This window comes from Streptomyces sp. NPDC055966 (genome assembly GCF_042269865.1).
In the GTDB taxonomy this organism is placed as follows: domain Bacteria; phylum Actinomycetota; class Actinomycetes; order Streptomycetales; family Streptomycetaceae; genus Streptomyces.
On record NZ_JBHJYK010000003.1, the window covers coordinates 456651 to 473129 of the forward strand.

Annotated in this window: 19 protein-coding genes; 8 read left to right on the forward strand and 11 right to left on the reverse strand. The window is 70.8% G+C overall.

The genetic code is table 11. From position 1 onward, the window contains the following. Window positions 1-106 precede the first annotated feature (106 nt). A complete protein-coding gene (serC, locus tag ACFC8N_RS08990; RefSeq protein ID WP_356020172.1) occupies window positions 107-1225 on the forward strand; it encodes a phosphoserine transaminase in 1119 nt (372 codons plus the stop codon). A gap of 164 nt (window positions 1226-1389) precedes the next feature. Here the strand turns inward: serC and ACFC8N_RS08995 are convergent, their stop codons facing one another. Beyond that, window positions 1390-1881, reverse strand: coding sequence for a Scr1 family TA system antitoxin-like transcriptional regulator (locus tag ACFC8N_RS08995; RefSeq protein ID WP_376287598.1), 492 nt, complete (start codon window positions 1879-1881; stop codon window positions 1390-1392). A gap of 134 nt (window positions 1882-2015) precedes the next feature. Here ACFC8N_RS08995 and ACFC8N_RS09000 point away from each other — a divergent pair, with 134 nt between their 5' ends. The 3 genes from ACFC8N_RS09000 (at window position 2016) to ACFC8N_RS09010 (ending at window position 3319) form a co-directional block, all read left to right on the forward strand. Then, on the forward strand, window positions 2016-2273 hold the full coding sequence (locus ACFC8N_RS09000) for a hypothetical protein (RefSeq protein WP_376287600.1): 258 nt from the start codon (window positions 2016-2018) through the stop codon (window positions 2271-2273). A 108-nt stretch (window positions 2274-2381) separates the two neighbouring features. Continuing rightward, complete coding sequence (locus ACFC8N_RS09005; protein ID WP_362816770.1) at window positions 2382-2756, forward strand: VOC family protein; 375 nt, start codon at window positions 2382-2384, stop codon at window positions 2754-2756. A 110-nt stretch (window positions 2757-2866) separates the two neighbouring features. Further along, window positions 2867-3319 (forward strand): PPOX class F420-dependent oxidoreductase, encoded by a 453-nt coding sequence (locus ACFC8N_RS09010; RefSeq protein WP_376287602.1) that lies wholly within the window; start codon window positions 2867-2869, stop codon window positions 3317-3319. A 4-nt stretch (window positions 3320-3323) separates the two neighbouring features. On the opposite strand, the gene ACFC8N_RS09015 is transcribed toward ACFC8N_RS09010, so the two are convergent. Next, the gene (locus ACFC8N_RS09015) at window positions 3324-4298 is read right to left on the reverse strand and encodes a WD40 repeat domain-containing protein (protein ID WP_376287604.1); all 975 of its coding nucleotides are present in this window, start codon (window positions 4296-4298) and stop codon (window positions 3324-3326) included. An 88-nt stretch (window positions 4299-4386) separates the two neighbouring features. Here ACFC8N_RS09015 and ACFC8N_RS09020 point away from each other — a divergent pair, with 88 nt between their 5' ends. Next, a complete protein-coding gene (locus ACFC8N_RS09020) occupies window positions 4387-5070 on the forward strand; it encodes an SGNH/GDSL hydrolase family protein (protein WP_356020180.1) in 684 nt (227 codons plus the stop codon). A gap of 21 nt (window positions 5071-5091) precedes the next feature. On the opposite strand, the gene ACFC8N_RS09025 is transcribed toward ACFC8N_RS09020, so the two are convergent. The 5 genes from ACFC8N_RS09025 to hemA are packed head-to-tail and all read right to left on the reverse strand — an operon-like array spanning window position 5092 to window position 10043. Then, window positions 5092-5961 (reverse strand): LysR family transcriptional regulator, encoded by an 870-nt coding sequence (locus tag ACFC8N_RS09025; RefSeq protein WP_356020182.1) that lies wholly within the window; start codon window positions 5959-5961, stop codon window positions 5092-5094. 14 nt (window positions 5962-5975) lie between these two features. Next, window positions 5976-7205, reverse strand: a complete 1230-nt coding sequence (locus tag ACFC8N_RS09030) for an MFS transporter (protein ID WP_356020185.1) — start codon at window positions 7203-7205, stop codon at window positions 5976-5978. Further along, a complete protein-coding gene (locus ACFC8N_RS09035; protein WP_362816777.1) occupies window positions 7202-8284 on the reverse strand; it encodes a Gfo/Idh/MocA family oxidoreductase in 1083 nt (360 codons plus the stop codon). The genes ACFC8N_RS09030 and ACFC8N_RS09035 overlap by 4 nt, the downstream gene beginning before the upstream one ends. Then, window positions 8281-8817, reverse strand: a complete 537-nt coding sequence (locus tag ACFC8N_RS09040) for a GNAT family N-acetyltransferase (protein ID WP_376287607.1) — start codon at window positions 8815-8817, stop codon at window positions 8281-8283. Before ACFC8N_RS09040 ends, ACFC8N_RS09035 begins: the two co-directional genes overlap by 4 nt. After that, window positions 8814-10043 (reverse strand): 5-aminolevulinate synthase, encoded by a 1230-nt coding sequence (hemA, locus tag ACFC8N_RS09045; protein WP_356020191.1) that lies wholly within the window; start codon window positions 10041-10043, stop codon window positions 8814-8816. Before hemA ends, ACFC8N_RS09040 begins: the two co-directional genes overlap by 4 nt. 303 nt (window positions 10044-10346) lie before the next feature. On the opposite strand from hemA, the gene ACFC8N_RS09050 reads away from it, so the two are divergent. Both ACFC8N_RS09050 and ACFC8N_RS09055 read left to right on the forward strand, forming a co-directional pair. Then, the gene (locus ACFC8N_RS09050) at window positions 10347-10940 is read left to right on the forward strand and encodes a Uma2 family endonuclease (RefSeq protein ID WP_356020194.1); all 594 of its coding nucleotides are present in this window, start codon (window positions 10347-10349) and stop codon (window positions 10938-10940) included. 49 nt (window positions 10941-10989) lie between these two features. Beyond that, a complete protein-coding gene (locus tag ACFC8N_RS09055) occupies window positions 10990-11985 on the forward strand; it encodes an aldo/keto reductase (RefSeq protein ID WP_356020196.1) in 996 nt (331 codons plus the stop codon). Window positions 11986-12132: 147 nt separating this feature from the next. On the opposite strand, the gene thpR is transcribed toward ACFC8N_RS09055, so the two are convergent. The 3 genes from thpR to ACFC8N_RS09070 form a co-directional block, all read right to left on the reverse strand. Further along, window positions 12133-12705: an RNA 2',3'-cyclic phosphodiesterase gene (gene thpR, locus ACFC8N_RS09060; protein ID WP_356020198.1), complete on the reverse strand. Its 573-nt coding sequence runs from the start codon at window positions 12703-12705 to the stop codon at window positions 12133-12135. Window positions 12706-12787: 82 nt separating this feature from the next. Then, window positions 12788-14137, reverse strand: a complete 1350-nt coding sequence (locus ACFC8N_RS09065) for an MFS transporter (RefSeq protein WP_376287610.1) — start codon at window positions 14135-14137, stop codon at window positions 12788-12790. Window positions 14138-14164: 27 nt separating this feature from the next. Further along, on the reverse strand, window positions 14165-14608 hold the full coding sequence (locus ACFC8N_RS09070; protein WP_071372570.1) for a MarR family winged helix-turn-helix transcriptional regulator: 444 nt from the start codon (window positions 14606-14608) through the stop codon (window positions 14165-14167). Between the two features lie 154 nt (window positions 14609-14762). Here ACFC8N_RS09070 and ACFC8N_RS09075 point away from each other — a divergent pair, with 154 nt between their 5' ends. After that, window positions 14763-14963: a ribbon-helix-helix protein, CopG family gene (locus ACFC8N_RS09075; protein ID WP_362816785.1), complete on the forward strand. Its 201-nt coding sequence runs from the start codon at window positions 14763-14765 to the stop codon at window positions 14961-14963. Here the strand turns inward: ACFC8N_RS09075 and ACFC8N_RS09080 are convergent. Continuing rightward, on the reverse strand, window positions 14956-16398 hold the full coding sequence (locus tag ACFC8N_RS09080; RefSeq protein ID WP_356020205.1) for an NCS2 family permease: 1443 nt from the start codon (window positions 16396-16398) through the stop codon (window positions 14956-14958). The two genes, ACFC8N_RS09075 and ACFC8N_RS09080, sit on opposite strands and share 8 nt — an antisense overlap. Window positions 16399-16479 lie beyond the last annotated feature (81 nt).

A 16479-nucleotide genomic window follows, 5' to 3' on the forward strand; every position in this document is an offset into this window, starting at 1 on the left:
TCGCCCATATCGTCGTACTAATTCACGAGTTCTGCCGCCGGACGATCTCGTCTCATCGGACGGACACGGTTCCGCCCGGTTTCGCCCACCGGATACCCTCCGACTCGTGGCCGACATCCAGATTCCCGCTGACATCAAGCCCGCCGACGGACGATTCGGCGCGGGCCCCTCCAAGGTGCGCACCGAGGCGCTGGACGCCCTCGCCGCGACCGGTTCGTCCCTGCTGGGCACCTCCCACCGCCAGGCGCCCGTCAAGAACCTGGTCGGCAAGGTCCGCGAAGGCATCTCCGAGCTGTTCTCCCTGCCCGAGGGCTACGAGGTGGTTCTCGGCAACGGCGGCTCGACCGCCTTCTGGGACATCGCCACCCACGGTCTGATCGAGAACAAGTCGCAGCACCTGAACTTCGGCGAGTTCTCCTCCAAGTTCGCCAAGGCCGCCAAGCTGGCGCCGTGGCTGGCCGAGCCCACCGTCATCGCCACCGACCCCGGCACCCACCCCGAGCCGCGGGCCGAGGCGGGCGTCGACGTCTACGCCTTCACCCACAACGAGACCTCCACCGGTGTCGCCATGCCGATCAAGCGCGTGGCCGGCGCCGACGAGGGCGCGCTCGTCCTCGTGGACGCCACGTCCGGCGCGGGCGGCCTGCCGGTCGACGTGTCCGAGACGGACGTCTACTACTTCGCCCCGCAGAAGTCCTTCGCCTCCGACGGCGGCCTGTGGATCGGCGTCTTCTCCCCGGCCGCGATCGAGCGCGCGGAGCGCGTCCACGCGTCCGGCCGCCACGTCCCGGAGTTCTTCAGCCTCCCCACGGCGATCGACAACTCCCGCAAGAACCAGACGTACAACACCCCGGCCCTCGCCACCCTCTTCCTCCTGAACGAGCAGCTGGAGTGGCTCAACGGCCAGGGCGGCCTCGCCTTCTCCACGGGCCGCACGAAGGACTCCTCCACCCGCCTCTACACCTGGGCCGAGGAATCCAAGTACGCCACCCCGTTCGTCACCGACCCGGCCAAGCGCTCGCAGGTCATCGGCACGATCGACTTCGCCGACGAGATCGACGCCGCCGCCGTCGCCAAGGTCCTGCGCGCCAACGGCATCGTGGACACCGAGCCCTACCGCAAGCTCGGCCGCAACCAGCTCCGCATCGCGATGTTCCCGGCGATCGACCCGGCGGACGTCGAGGCCCTGACGAAGTGCATCGACTTCGTGATCGAGAAGCTCTGACCTTTCGAGCTGTTCGAGTACGACGGTGAAGGGCGCCCGGGGAGGAATCACCGGGCGCCCTTCGCTGTACGGGGTTCGGCCGTCCTACTGTCCGGCGGACAACTCCTCGGAAGCCACCGATGACGTGATGCGGCCGTACCTACTCAAGCGATGACGCTTCCGGCTCAGTGGAGCTCGTACATGCCGTGCGATGTAGTCGGTGACCGGTTCGGAGACCATGCGGGCGCGTCGTACGACGGCGCCGTGCAACCGCGCGGGAGATCAATCGGCTGTTCTCGGTCTCCGATGCTCCGCCGGACCCGGGCGATCACCTGTTGGGCATCGGCGCCGAAGACAGCCGACTCCGCGAAGGTGTCCCAGACCCGGCGGTGGAGAGCGATCGCTTCGGCGTCGTCCAGCCAGAGTTCGGCGTGCCGGTCCTCGACCACGACCAGGCGCTTGTCCAGCATGCAGAACGAGTTGCCCAGCGGCAGAGGCAGGTTGGCGTCCAGTGGCAGGATCCCTATGCCCACGGTGTCCATGCCCACCACGCCGGGCAGACGATCCAGTTGTGCCGCCGGCACTTCCGATGGGCAGATCCGAGCCCACAGCACACTCTCATGCATGAGCAGGTTCAACCGCTTGCCCGGCCGGTACAGCCGCTCTTGCCGTTTCATGCGGGCCCGTACTGCGGTTTTCGTGTCCCGGGGCGCGTTCTGGAGTGGAGCATCCCGCTGACAGCGGCGTTGCTCAACGCATGCATGGTCTGCGCGTCGGAGACCAGGGTGTTCCAGGTCTCCTGGACCGGGCCATGCCCACCCGCGAGTTGGCGTCGGCGGTCTGGCTCGGGCGGCGACCGACCGAGTACGCGCCCCGGTTCGCCGCCGCGGCCCAGCGGGACGCCGGACACCTCACCACCCTCGTCGCCTCCGCCCGGAAGCGGCTGACCGCGGGCGGTGACGTGTCGCTCGGCTTCTACCTCGAACGCCCCTCGTACCTTTCCCTGGCCATCGTCAGCTGTGCTCCGCATCGCGAGCACGGCGGCCTGCCGTGTCCGCTCGGCGCATGACGGAGCGCGGGCCGGCGTACCCGCCGCGCATGCCTGCCGCAGCGGCGGGTACGACACCTCCCGTACAGGGGCGTCGCGGAAGCGGCTGAAGAGCGAGGGGTGCCGGAAGTGATTCGAAAGTTGCAGGCGGTCGCGCTGGACTGCGCAGATCCGGTGCGGCTCGCCGAGTTCTGGGCGGAACTGCTCGGCGGGCGCGTGGTCGCGCATCCGGAGGATCCCGACTGGGTCGAGGTGCACGGCTTCGAGGGGACGCCGCTGGCCTGCCAGCGGGTGGAGGGCTACCGGGCGCCCGAATGGCCCGGCCAGGAGCGCCCGCAGCAGCTCCACCTGGATTTCGACGTGGACGACCTCGACGGCGAGGAGAAGCGGGCGCTCTCCCTCGGCGCGACCGTGCTGGAGCGAACGGACCAGGTCCGCGCGGGGGCCAACTGGCGGGTCTACGCGGACCCGGCCGGCCACCCGTTCTGCCTCTGCCTCCACTGAGGCGTCCTGCGGGTCGGGCTCTACGACGACGTGGTCGACTCCGCGCTCACGGGAGCGCTCCCACGCACCCCGCACTTGAGAAGCCGGGCGTCCGGTGTCTCCATGGAGACATGGCCAGTGTGCGTACGAGCCCCGCGCTCGCCCCGTTCGTCAAGCAGTACGCCGCCCTGCTCACGACCCACAAGCGGGACGGCACCGGCGTCGGCACCCCCGTGAACATCGCCGTCGAGGGGGACCACGCCTACTTCCGCACCCCGGGCACCACCTGGAAGGTCAAACGGCTGCGCGGCAACCCCGAGGTGGAGCTGGCTCCCGCCACCGTGCGCGGGGCCCCCACCGGACCGGAGATCCACGCGCGGGCCCGGCTGCTGGAGCACGGCAGCGCGGAGGACCGGCACGCGGCGCGGCTGCTGCGGCACAAGTACCCGTTCGTGCAAGGGGTGTTGGTGCCGCTCTCGCACAAGGTGATGCGGGCGACGACGCTGCACTACGAGGTACGGCCGGTGGAGGAGGCGCCCCCGCAGACACCGCCGGGGAAGTGGGCGAAGCCCGGCGACCGGTGACCGATCAGGCCCTGCGCCGCAGCCACCGCACCCCGAGAAGGGCGGCCACCACGGCGGCGACGATCGCGGCGCCCGTCTTGTAGTCGCCGCTGCCGCCGGCCGGTCCGGCCGTCGAACTCGCGCCGCCGGAAGGTGACGTGGTGCCCGTGGACCGGCCGGGGGCGTCCTCCGTCTCGACCTGGGTGCCCGCCCCCTCGGAGCTGTAGAGCAGCTTGGTCCCGTCGGCGGAGTACGTGATGCCCTCACCCTGCCCCTGCAGGGGCACGTCGAGCCGGCCCGCGCGCTTGATGCGGCCGCCGTTCCAGTCGTAGTAGATCCCGCCGAAGTACCCGCGTACGGCGAGCTGCCGGCCGTCCGGCGAGAAGGCGGCGTCCGTGGCCCACAGGTCGACGGCGGCGACGGGCCGGAAGACGTTCGTGCCGGAGGCGGAGAGGGTGGCCGGGCCCTCGTAGAGGTGCCCGCCGTCCTCCTTCTTGTCGATGATGTAGACGCGCCCGGTCTTCGGGTGGACCACCAGCGACTCGGCGTTGCGGGGTCCGTTCGCGTACTTCACGACGTACTGCGTGGCGGTGACCGTCCGGTCCTTCAGCACCTTCGGCTCGGGCAGCTTGTAGATCCACACGTACGGCCATGAGCCGTCGAGGTTGTCGCCGATGTCGCCGGCGTAGATCTGGTCGTCCGGGCCGATGGAGACGGCCTCGACGTCGCGCGGGGAGCCGATGCCGCGCAGGGTGATCCGGGCGACGGTCTTCCCGGTCCGGCTGTCCACGGCGTAGAGGTACGGGCCGTCGCCGCTGTCGTTGTGCGTCCAGTAGATGCCGGGGTGCTGCCGGGAGGCGGCCAGACCGCTGGACTCGGTGATCCGGGGGTCCCTGAGGGTGAACCCCCGGTCGCCGGCGCCGTTTTCAGCGGCGGAGGCGGGCAGCGCGCAGGCACCCACGAGCAGCGCGGGGGCGAGGACGGCGAACGATCGGCGCATCCCCCAAGCCTGCCATCCCCACCTGGACCTGCTCGGACGTGGTGGGCCTCACACCCCACCGCTGTGCGTGATCGTCCATCATGAGCGGATGCTCAGATTCATGCCCGTAGGTGACTCCATGACGATCGGGAGCGCGGGCGAGCACACCTGGCGCTACCGGTTGTGGCGGCACCTGTGCGAGACGCACGGCGGCCCGTTCACGTTCGTCGGCCCGCGCGAGGAGCTGTACGACAAGTCGTCCGACGCGCCGACGTCGTACGCCTACGCCGAGCCCGACTTCCCGCGCCGCCACCTGGCGGGCTGGGGCGAGGGCTGGCTGCACATGGCCCCGCTGATCGGCGAGACGGTGCGCGCCCACCGCCCGGACGTGCTGCTGGTCTCCCTCGGCCTGATCGACCTGGGCTTCTACACGAACGCGGAGCAGACCGCGGAGAACGTACGGGCGTTCGTCGCCGGCGCCCGGGAGGCCGCCCCGCGCATACGCATGGTCGTCCTCCCGGTGATCCCGAACATCCGGGCCGCGGCCGACGAGCCGTTCGCGGCCCAGGTGGACCTCTTCAACACCCTGCTCGCGAAGACGGTCGCCGACCTGGACGAGCCCCGCTCCCCGCTGCTGCTGGCCTCGCCGCCCAAGGCGTACGACATCCACGCCGACACCTACGACGGCACGCACCCCAACGCGAGCGGGGAGCACCGGATCGCGGGCGCGTTCGCCGGGGCGATGTGGCAGGCGTGGGGGGTCGGACAGGCGTACGCGGGCGGGCTGAACTGACGTGACGACGGCAGCCGTTGCTCACCGCGCGGGGCAGGACGGACGCCCGGTGCGCTGCCGGAGCAGCGTCTTCGCCAGCACGGCGGCGTGCGGGTGCGGGTCGGTGCGCGGATAGACGCAGTGCAAGGTGGCCGGGGGCGCTCCGGTCAGCGGCAGATAGAGCACGTCCGGATCGGGGTGCTGCGCGGCCACGGAGGCGGGCAGGACGCCCACGCCGCGCCGGACGGCCACCGCGTGCAGGTACTCGTCGATGTTCGTGGTCTCGGCACCGATCTCGGGGGTGGCGGAGCGGGGCCAGTCGTCCGGCGTGAGGGTGCCGCTGACGGTGTTCAGCACCAGACAACGGCGGCCGAGATCACGCCAGGTGACGGTGGACCGGACGGCGAGGGTGGAGCGCCTCGACACCGCGGCGACCCGCTCCTCGCGCAGGATCTCCACGGAGGTCAGCCGCGGGTCGTCGACGCCGCCCCACAACAGGGCGGCGTCGACGAGGCCCCCCTGGAGCCCGGCGGTGCGGTCGTCGGCGCGCACCGGCTGGATCAGGAGCTGGTGCTCCCGCTCCATCTGCTCCATGGCCGCTCGCCCCAGCGCCACCGGGAACCCCCAGGCGTAGCCGAGACGGAAGGCCGCCTCGGGTCTCGGCGGGCGCAGCGCCGCTTCGAGGCGCGGCAGCAGCGCGTGCAGTTCGCCCTGCAACCGCCGCCCCTCGGCGGTGAGCCGGGGGTGGCGGGTGCTGCGGTCGAGCAGGGAGCGGCCCAGCGTCTCCTCCAGGCGCCGGATCTGCCGGCTCAGGGTGGGCTGGGACACCCCGAGCCGGTCGGCCGCCCAGGTGAAGTGCTGCTCTTCGGCGAGGGTGAGGAAGCACCGCAGGTGGTGTATGCCGATGTCCATGTTCGCCAGGTTAGTCACCGTACCGTCGGGGCCGTGACCGAGGGTGCGGGCGGTGCGGGCCGCCGCTGGGCGCGCCGGGTGAAGTGCCGTACGGCACTCAGGTGCAGGACGAGCGCGAGCAGGGCGAGTCCCGCCGTGCAGTACGGCAGGGCGCGGGGGGCCACGCCCGCCGCGATGACGGTGCCGCCGAGTGCCGAGCCGATCGCGCTGCCGAGGTAGACGGCGGAGCTGTTCAGCGCCACCGCCACCGGGGCCTGCTCCGGCTGCGCGGCGATCAACTGGTGCTGCTGCGGCACCTGGAGCGCCCAGCCCGCCGCTCCCCAGACGACGAGCGGGACCGCCAGCGCCCAGGAGAACCGGGCGGCCGCCGGCATCACGAGGTGAGCCGCGGTCAGCAGGGTCAGCACGCACGCGACGACGGCGAAGGGCCGCTTCGTACGGTCCACGACCCGGCCGATGAGCAGGCTGCCGAGCACGCCTCCCGCGCCCCAGGCCCACATCGGGCCGACCGTCTCGTGCAGACCGGCCGCGTCGGAGAGGAAGGGCGCCAGATACGTGTAGAGGCCGAGGCTGGCGACGCCGCCGAGGAGCGAGACGACGGCGACGGAGGCGACCCGGCCGTCCGTCAGGATCCGTACCCGGTCGCGCAGCGCGGGCGGCGGCCCGGCCTCGGTGCGCGGGAGCAGCGCGATGCCGCCCAGCGCGACCACGCCGAGTGCCGTGATCAGCCACAGGGTGCCGCGCCAGCCCACGTGTTCGGCCAGCAGCACCCCGATGGGCACGCCGATGACGGTGCCGATACTCATCCCGCCCATGACCAGGGCGAGGCTGCGCCCGCGGCGCTCCGCCCCGCCGAGGCCCGCCGCCGTCGCCGCGGCCATCGGCGAGTACAGGCCCGCGCCGATGCCGGCCAGGGCGCGCGCCACGAGCAGGACGGGCAGCCCGGGGGCCAGCGCGGTGAGCGCGTTGCCCACCGTGAAGACGGCGAGCGCGCAGGCGAGCACCACCTTGGCGGGGCGCCCGGCCAGCGCGGTGGCGAAGACGGGCGCGGCCAGCGCGTAGCAGAGCGTGAACACGGTGACCATCTGGCCGGCCGAGGCCTCCGACACCGCCAGGTCGTCCGCGACGCGGGGCAGCAGCCCGGCCATGACGTAGGCGTCGAGGCCGAGGGCGAAGGCGCCCAGGGCGAGAAGGAGGATGAAGCTGCTGCCGTGCCGCGGCGGCCGGGTCGTGGTGGCGGTCATCCCAGCCGCTCCCAGTCCACCTCGGTGGCGACGGTCCGCCCGTGGGGGAAGTACCGGGCGGGGCCGGCGACTCGTGCCATGTCCTCGATGCGGTTGAGGAGTCGCTGCAGGGCGATCGACTCGTCGAGGCCGGCGAAGCCGACGAGCGGGTCCGTGCCGTGCACCACGAAACGCAGGGCGTCGGCGACCAGCCGGCGCAGCTTCACGATGCCGCGCAGCTCCTGGGGGACCGGATCCTCCCGGGTGTCCACGACGCTCAGCGTCTGTTCGCCCGCGTCCGTGCGGCGCCAGATCCGCAGCCGGTCGGCGTCCCACACGGGCGTGTCGTAGACGGCCGTGGCGTGCACGAGGGAGTCGTCGGGGGCGCGGAACGTGCAGTCCACGGTGCGCTGCCGGGTGATGTTGGTGAAGCTGCTGTAGACGGTGACCGGCGCCCCGCCCAGGGTCGCGGTGAGGGCCACGCTGTCCAGCACCTCCGGTCCGCTGACCGAGAAGTCGGATGCCACGCCGATGACGTCGACCGGCTCGACGGCGTGGTCCCGCGGGCCGATCAGGCGCAGCAGATCGAGCGAGTGGATGACCTCGCTCGTGACACCGACCGTCGGGCGGTGGTCGTTGATGCGGTCCTTGCCCCAGGTCGCGTGGGCGCGGACCAGGCGCAGTTCATGGCGGCCGGCGTAGTCGCGCAGCGCCATGGTGACGTCGGAGTGGCGCTCGACCAGATCCATCGCGAACCCGGAGGTGTGCCGCAGTGCCGAGGCCACGGCGGCGAGGTCGTCCTGACGCGAGGTCAGCGGCTTCTCGGCGAGGACGAAGCCGCGGTAGCCGTCCAGCGCCGTCAGGATCTCGGCGTGGGCCGAGTCCGTGACCGCGACGATGACGAGGTCCGGCGCGAAGTCGCGCAGCGCCTGCGGGAGCGAGCCGAAGTAGGGGATGTCCTCGCGGGTGCGGTGACGCGCGTGGTAGGCGAACTCCAGCCTGGCCCCGACCCCGTCCGGCCCGTCGAGCGAGCGCAGCGCGCTCAGGAAGCGCGAGCCGGCGTATCCCATGCCCGCGATCAGTACACGTGCCGTCTTCATGCGGCAGCGGCCTCCTTCGTGGTGTGCAGCGGCTTGTACAGCAGGTCCTCGCCGGTGGGCAGGAAACCCGAGCGGAGGTAGAAGTCCCGTGCGCGGGCGGTGGTCTGCAGGACGATCTCGTCGGCGCCGCGCGAGCGAAGCCAGTCGGCGAGGTGGTCCAGTACGGCGGCGCCCAGGCCCTGCTCCCGGTCGCGGGGGTCGGTCACCACGGACTGGATCCACCCGGCCCGGCCGCTCGGGCACACGGGCGACGGGGCCCGCTGGTCGACGACGGCGATCGCGCAGGCGCGCAGCCGGCCGGGTCCGTCCACGACGGCCGCACGCAGGTCGGGGTCGCGGGGCAGGCGCTCGGCGAGCCAGGTGCGATAGCTGCTGCGCCACGCCGCGCTCGCGGTGGCGGACGTGGCCGCGTACGGGACCTCGGACGAGCCGGCGTCCTCCAGCAGGTAGGCGCGCAGGCGCACCAGTTCGTCGATGTCGCCGACGCCGGCGGGCCGCACCGGTACGTCCGCCGCTCGGTTCGTGGCGCTCATGCCGCCCGCTCCTCGGACGCGCCGGCCACGCCGAAGTACGCGAAGACCTCGCTCAGCGCCTGCACCAGATGGGCGATGTCCTCGTCACTGTGGTTCGGCGTGACATTGACGCGGAAGCGCTCGGTGCCGACCGGGACGGTCGGGGAGTTGATGGGCTGCAGGTACACGCCGTACTCGTCCAGCAGCCGGGCGGCCGACTTCTTGCACAGCGCGGCGTCCCCGACCAGGACCGGCAGGACGTGCGTGGTGCTGCACGGCATCACCTGGATGCCGGCGCGCTGGAGCGCGTCGCGCAGGAGCGCGGTCTTGCGGTGCAGTGCGTCGCGCTCGGCACCGGACGTCTTGAGGTGTTCGATGCTCGCGTGGCAGGCGGCGACGACGGCCGGCGGCAGCGAGGTGGTGAAGATGAAGCCGGAGGCGAAGCTGCGCACGGCGTCGATCAGGGTGGCCGAGCCGGTGATGTAGCCGCCGATCACCCCGATCGCCTTGGCCATCGTGCCCTGGATGATGTCGATGTGGTGGTCGACGTTGAGCTGCGCGGCCAGGCCGGCCCCCCGGGGCCCGTACATGCCGATGGCGTGCACTTCGTCCAGGTACGTCAGCGCGTTGTGGTGATGGGCGACCTTGATGATCTCCTCGATCGGGGCGACGTCCCCGTCCATCGAGTACACCGACTCGAACGCGACGATCTTCGGCCGGTCCAGCGGCTGCGCGGCGAGTATCTCCTCCAGGTGGCCGACGTCGTTGTGCCGGAAGACGGCGCGTTCGGCCCGGGTGCTGCGGATGCCGTTGATGATCGACGCGTGGTTCAGCTCGTCCGAGACGACGAGCGGGTCGGGCAGCACCCGCAGCAGGCACTGCAGGGTCGCGTCGTTCGAGCCGTACCCGGTCGGGAAGACGAGCGCGGCCTCCTTGCCGTGCCACTCGGCGAGTGCCGTCTCCAGCCGCGCGTAATGGGCGTGCGTGCCACCGATGTTGCGCGAGCCGCCGGAGCCGGCGCCGTACTCGTCGACGGCCCGGTGCATCGCCTCCAGCACCTTCGGGTGCTGCGACATGCCCAGGTAGTCGTTGCTGCACCAGACCGTCACCTGCTGCGTGCGGCCGTCGGCGGTCCGGCGGTCCGCCTTCGGGTAGGCGCCGGCGCGCCGGTTGATGTCCACGAACTCCCGGTACTGTCCGCCGCTGCGCAGCTCTTCCAGCTTCTGCGCCAGGAAGTCTTCGTACATGGCCTCGTGCATGGCCGTACCCCCGTACTGTCGTGCTGCGGTGCCGGTGGGCACCGTCGTGCTGATTGCGGTACGGGAAGTAGATCCAGATGCTTGGACATTGCACCAATGTCCGGCGCGCATCAGAGATGCGGAAAACGCATCAGTGCAGTTCCGGCACCTGGCGGGCTGGGGCGATGCGGGGGGAACAGGCGTACGTGGCTGGAACAGGTTGACCTGAATCCGGCGAGTCCTGGTCACCGTGCGTATCGTTGTACTGCGCGGCCGCACCTGTCCGTGGGGCGGCCGGGGAGGAGCGCCACGATGACCGTCCTTGAAGACAGGATCGAGATGGCCGACGCCGACGCCAACACCGAGCGTTTGGACGAGTGGTTCGAGCGGCTTGAGCGTATGCCCGTCCCCGAAGGATTCAGGGTCGAGATCGTCGGGGGCAACGTTTTCATGACGCCGCAGCGCGACACACATTGGATGGTCATCCGCGAGTTCCTCTGGGCCCTCGAAGACAGGTTCGGGAGGGAGGTCAAGGTGTTCTCGGACGTCCGCATCGACTTCCCGGGCCACGAGAACGGCTTCTGCCCGGACGTGGCTCTGCTCAGCGAGTCGGCGAAGAAGGACGACACAGGCCACTGGCGATACCAGGACGTCGAGTTCGTCGCCGAGGTCATCTCCGTGGGGACGGCCCAGAATGACTACGGCCCCAAGAAGACCGCCTACGCGATTGCCGAAGTCCCCCTCTACATCGTCGCCGACCCGTACCAGGGCCGCTGCTACGTCTACACCGACCCCAAGGACGGTGACTACGAGAGCAGGACGCCGTTCGACTTCGGCACCGACATCGACCTCACCGGCACGGTGATCGACCTCACCCTCAAGACCGACGCCTTCCCCCGCGACTAGCCCAACCCCGCTTGCTTCGAGCGCACTTCAAGCCGTTGGCTTGGGGACCATGAAGTACACGCAGCTAGGACGCACGGGACTCAAGGTCGGCCGGCTCGTTCTCGGGACGATGAACTTCGGGCCGCAGACGGACGAGGGCGACAGCCACGCGATCATGGACGCGGCGCTGGACGCGGGCATCAATCTCTTCGACACCGCCAACGTGTACGGGTGGGGCGAGAACAAGGGCCGCACCGAGAGCATCATCGGCAACTGGTTCGCCAAGGGCGGCGCGCGGCGCGACAAGGTCGTCCTCGCCACCAAGGTCTACGCGAACATGGCCGCCGACGGACAGCCGGCCTGGCCGAACCACGACAAGCTCTCCGCGCTGAACATCCGGCGGGCCGTGGACGCCAGCCTGAAGCGGCTCCAGACCGATCACATCGATCTGTACCAGTTCCACCACATCGACCGGGACACCCCCTTCGACGAGATCTGGCAGGCGATCGACACCCTGGTCCAGCAGGGCAAGATCCTCTACGTCGGCTCCTCCAACTTCCCCGGTTACAAGATCGCCCAGGCCAACGAGGCCGCCGCCCGGCGCGGCGGCACCATCGGGCTGGTCAGCGAGCAGTGCCTGTACAACCTCCACGAGCGGCGCGCCGAGATGGAGGTCATCCCGGCCGCGCAGGAGTACGGCCTCGGGGTCATCCCCTGGTCCCCGCTGCACGGCGGTCTGCTCGGCGGGGTCATCAAGAAGGAGGTGCAGGGCGGTCGCCGTGCCTCGGGCCGCGCCGCCGACACCCTGGCCGACCCGGCCGCCCGCGCCCGGATCCAGGCGTACGAGGACCTGGTCGACAAGCACGGCCTGGAGCCCGGCGAGGTGGCCCTGGCCTGGCTGCTGACCCGGCCGGGGGTGACCGGGCCCATCGTCGGTCCGCGCACGGCCGAGCAGCTCGACTCCGCGCTGCGCGCCGTCGAGCTGGAGCTGAGCGAGGAACTGGTGGCGGGGCTGAACGAGGTCTTCCCGGGCCCGGGTCCGTCGCCGGAGGCGTTCGCCTGGTAGCACCGCAGGGGCGCGGGGAGCACTCCCGCGCCCCTGACTCCTACATGTGACTACTTCATGGCCGAGGCCAAGGCCACCACCACGAACATCAGCACAAGTACACCGGCCATGATCCGGTTCCGGGTTTTCGGGTCCACGGCAACGAGCCTAACGGGCCCCGCCGAGTGCCCAGCGGGCGACCGCCTCGTACCGCGGCTGCTCCCCCGGCACCCCGGACCTCGGGAGGTTGCTGCGGACCAGCACCACCTCGCTCACCGTCCAGGTCGTGCTGGTGAAGCCGCGCAGCAGATCCACATACGGTCGCACGTCGACCGAGTCCCGGCCCCGCGCCACCGTCAGGTGCGCCCGGTAGCGGCGGTGCTCCTCCATCGGCAGCCCCGCCTTCCGTGCCGCCGCCTCCGCCCGCTCGGCCAGCAGCCGCAGCGACTCCACCTCGCCGTAGGCACCCGTCCACAGGGCCTTGCCGTGCCCGAACTGGCCGCCGCCGGACAGGGCCAGGTCGAAGGGGGCCGTGCGGCGGGCCACGACGGCCAGGCGGTCCGACAGGGCCGGTACGACGTCGTCGGCGACCTCCCCGTAGAAGGCGAGCGTGAAGTGCCAGCCCGGCCGGTTGGTCCAGCGCAGCCCCTGCGAGCCGGGCAGCCTCTTCAACTCGGCCACCTCGGCGGCGAGTTCGTGGACGACGTGCTCCGGCGGGAGCACCGCGGCGAAGAGTCTCATGCCCTCACCTTCGCAGACCCCCGCGGGCACGGGGCGCGGGGCGCGGGCAGCTCACCGCGGCCCGCCCCCCCGGCCGGCAGGCCTACGCCGCCGTGGCCAGTTCCTCCCGCTCGCGCGGGACGAAGCGGACTCTCGGGTGGCCGTGGTGCCAGCCCAGCGACAGACGCAGGCCGCCGATGCGGGTCAGGACGAGGCCGACGGCCGCGGCGGCCGCGGCCGAGACGACGCCGCCGAGGACGAAGCCGACACGGGGGCCGTAGGTGTCGGTGACCCAGCCGACGACCGGGGCGCCCAGCGGCGTGCCGCCCATGAAGACCATCATGAACAGCGCCATCACCCGGCCGCGCATGGCCGGGTCGGTGGCCATCTGGACCGAGGTGTTCGCCGTGACGTTCACCGTCAGGCCGAAGACCCCGATCGGGACCATGAGCAGCGCGAACAGCCAGTACGACGGGGCCAGCGCGGCCACGGTCTCCAGCGTGCCGAAGGCCACCGCGGCGGCGATCAGGACGCGCAGCCGTGCCGTGCCGCGGCGGGCGGCCAGCAGGGCGCCGACCAGGGAGCCGACGGCCATCAGGGTGTTGAAGAGACTGTAGCCGCCGGCACCCGCGTGGAAGACGTGCTCGGCGTAGGCGGAGAGCCAGACCGGGAAGTTGAAGCCGAAGGTGCCGATGAAGCCGACCAGCACGATCGGCCAGATCAGGTCCGGGCGCCCGGCCACGTACCGCAGGCCTTCGCGCAGCTGGCCCTTGCCGCGCGGGGTGCGCGTGACGACGTGCAGCTCGCGGGCGCGCATCAGGAGCAGGCCGGCGATGGGGGCCGCGAACGACAGGCCGTTGGCGAGGAACGCCCAGCCCGTGCCCACACCGGTGATCATGAGGCCGGCGACGGCCGGGCCGATCAGGCGGGCGGACTGGAAGTTCGCCGAGTTCAGGCTGACCGCGTTCTGCAGCTGCTCGGGGCCGACCATCTCCGAGACGAAGGACTGCCGGGCCGGGTTGTCCACCACCGTGGCGAGGCCGACGGCGAAGGCGGCCAGGTAGACGTGCCAGACCTGGACGTGGCCGGACAGGGTCAGCGCGGCGAGCGCCAGGCCGGACAGGGCCATCGAGGACTGGGTGACCAGCAGCGTGGGCCGCTTGGGGAGACGGTCGACCAGGACACCGCCGTAGAGGCCGAAGAGCAGCATCGGCAGGAACTGGAGGGCCGTCGTGATGCCCACGGCCGCTGAGGAGCCGGTGAGGCTGAGGACGAGCCAGTCCTGGGCGATGCGCTGCATCCAGGTGCCCGTGTTCGAGACGACCTGGCCCAGGAAGAAGAGGCGGTAGTTCCTGATCCTCAGCGAGCTGAACATCGAGGAGGTCTTACGGGAGACAGGGGTGGTAGTAGCGGTCGGTGCGGGGGCGGAAGGTGTTCCGGATCCCGTACTCAAACGAGTTCGCCTCCTCCATACAGCGGCTTACAGGTGTGCGAGTTTCTCCAGCACGGGGGCGGCGGCGCGCAAGGACGCCCACTCGTCCTCGTCCAGGCCCTCGACCAGTCCGGCCAGGAACGCGTTGCGCTTGCGGCGGCTCTCTTCGAGCATCGCCTCGGCCTGTTCGGTCTGGGTGACGACCTTCTGGCGCCGGTCCTCGGGGTGCGGCTCCAGCCGGACCAGCCCCTTGGCTTCGAGCAGCGCGACGATGCGGGTCATCGACGGCGGCTGGACGTGCTCCTTGCGGGCGAGTTCGCCCGGCGTGGCCGAGCCGCAGCGGGAGAGCGTGCCGAGCACCGACATCTCGGTGGGGCTCAGCGACTCGTCCACCCGCTGGTGCTTGAGCCGACGGCTCAGCCGCATCACGGCGGAGCGGAGGGAGTTCACGGCGGCTGCGTCGTCGCCATGGGTGAGATCCAGGTCCGGCATGTCCTTAGAGTAACTCATTACTCTCTCTAAAGACCACCGCGACACCGACAGGCTGCCCGTGACCCTGGCCACTGAACCTCTCCATCACCCGTACGAGTGAGTCGATTCCCGAAAGTGACGCACGGGGCGGCCGGATGTGGCGACCCTCGTAGGCATGGGGACCAGTGTGCTCAGCCTGCGGATAGACGGGGAGCTGCTCGAACGGCTCCGGCACCACGCGGCGAAAAGAGGAATGAGCGTCCAGGACTATGTCATCCGGACGCTCATTCGCGACGACTTCGACGAGCGGTTCCAGGCCGCCGTCGAGGAGACGGAGAAGTTCTACGGGGTCTCCGAGCCCCGGCCGATCACGTGAGGCCCAGGGCCGGCATCAGGTAGTAGAAGGCGAAGACCGCCGAGACGACGTACATCGCCACCGGGATCTCCCGGAACCGGCCCGCGGCCAGGCGCAGCACCGTGAAGGTGATGAAGCCCATGCCGATGCCGTTGGTGATCGAGTAGGTGAACGGCATCATCAGCATCGTCACGAAGGCCGGGATGGCGATCGTGTAGTCCGCCCAGTCGATCTCCTTGATCGAGTTCGACAGGATCAGGAAGCCGACCGCGATCAGCGCCGGGGTGGCCGCCTGGGACGGGACCATCGTGGCGACCGGGGTGAGGAACAGCGCGACGGCGAAGAGACCGCCCGTGACGACGTTCGCGAGGCCCGTCCGGGCGCCCTCGCCGACACCGGCCGTGGACTCCACGAACGCGGTCGTGGCCGAGGAGGAGCTGGCGCCGCCCGCCGCGACGGAGAGGCCGTCGATGAAGAGGACCTTGTTGATGCCCGGCATGTAGCCCTGGGCGTCGGTCAGCTTGGCCTCGTCGCTGACGCCCATGATCGTGCCCATCGCGTCGAAGAAGCACGACAGCAGGACCGTGAAGACGAACAGGACGCCGGTCAGCAGGCCGACCCGGGAGAAGCCGCCGAACAGGCTGACCTGGCCGACCAGGCCGAAGTCGGGGGTGGAGACCGGGTTGCCCGGCCACTTCGGGACGGTCAGGCCCCAGGAGGAGACCGTGGTGACGGCGTTGATGATCACGGCGAGGACGGTCATGCCGACGATCGAGATCAGGATCGCGCCCGGGGTCTTCCGGACGAGCAGCGCGAAGGTGAGCAGCACGCCGAGGATGAAGACCAGCACGGGCCAGCCGTGCAGATGGCCGCCGACGCCGAGCTGGAGCGGGACGGTGGTCTGGGCGGCGTCGGGCATGCGCGTGACGAAGCCGGAGTCGACCAGGCCGATCAGCATGATGAACAGGCCGATACCGATCGAGATCGCCTTGCGCAGGCCGAACGGCACGGCGTTCATCACGCGCTCGCGCAGGCCGGTGGCGACCAGCAGCATGACCACGACACCGGCGAGCACGACCATGCCCATGGCGTCCGGCCAGGTCATACGGGGCGCGAGCTGGAGGGCGACGACGGAGTTCACACCGAGGCCGGCGGCGAGCGCGATCGGCACGTTGCCGAAGACGCCCATGAGGAGGGTGGTGAAGGCGGCCGTCAGCGCGGTCGCGGTCACCAGCTGGCCGTTGTCCAGGTGATGCCCGTACATGTCCTTCGCGCTGCTGAGGATGATCGGGTTCAGCACGATGATGTACGCCATGGCGAAGAAGGTGGCGAGACCGCCCCGGATCTCGCGGGCGACGGTGCTGCCGCGCTCGGAGATCTTGAAGTAGCGGTCGAGCGCGTTGTTCGGCGCGCCCTTCTCGGGCGTGGGGGCCTTGGCAGGAGCCGAGGTGGACATGCGGGACCTCATCTCCGACGGGGTTCCCCCGAGCCGCGTTGGAGTTTCATACGAGCAGAAGTGGACAAAGACAAACGGTTT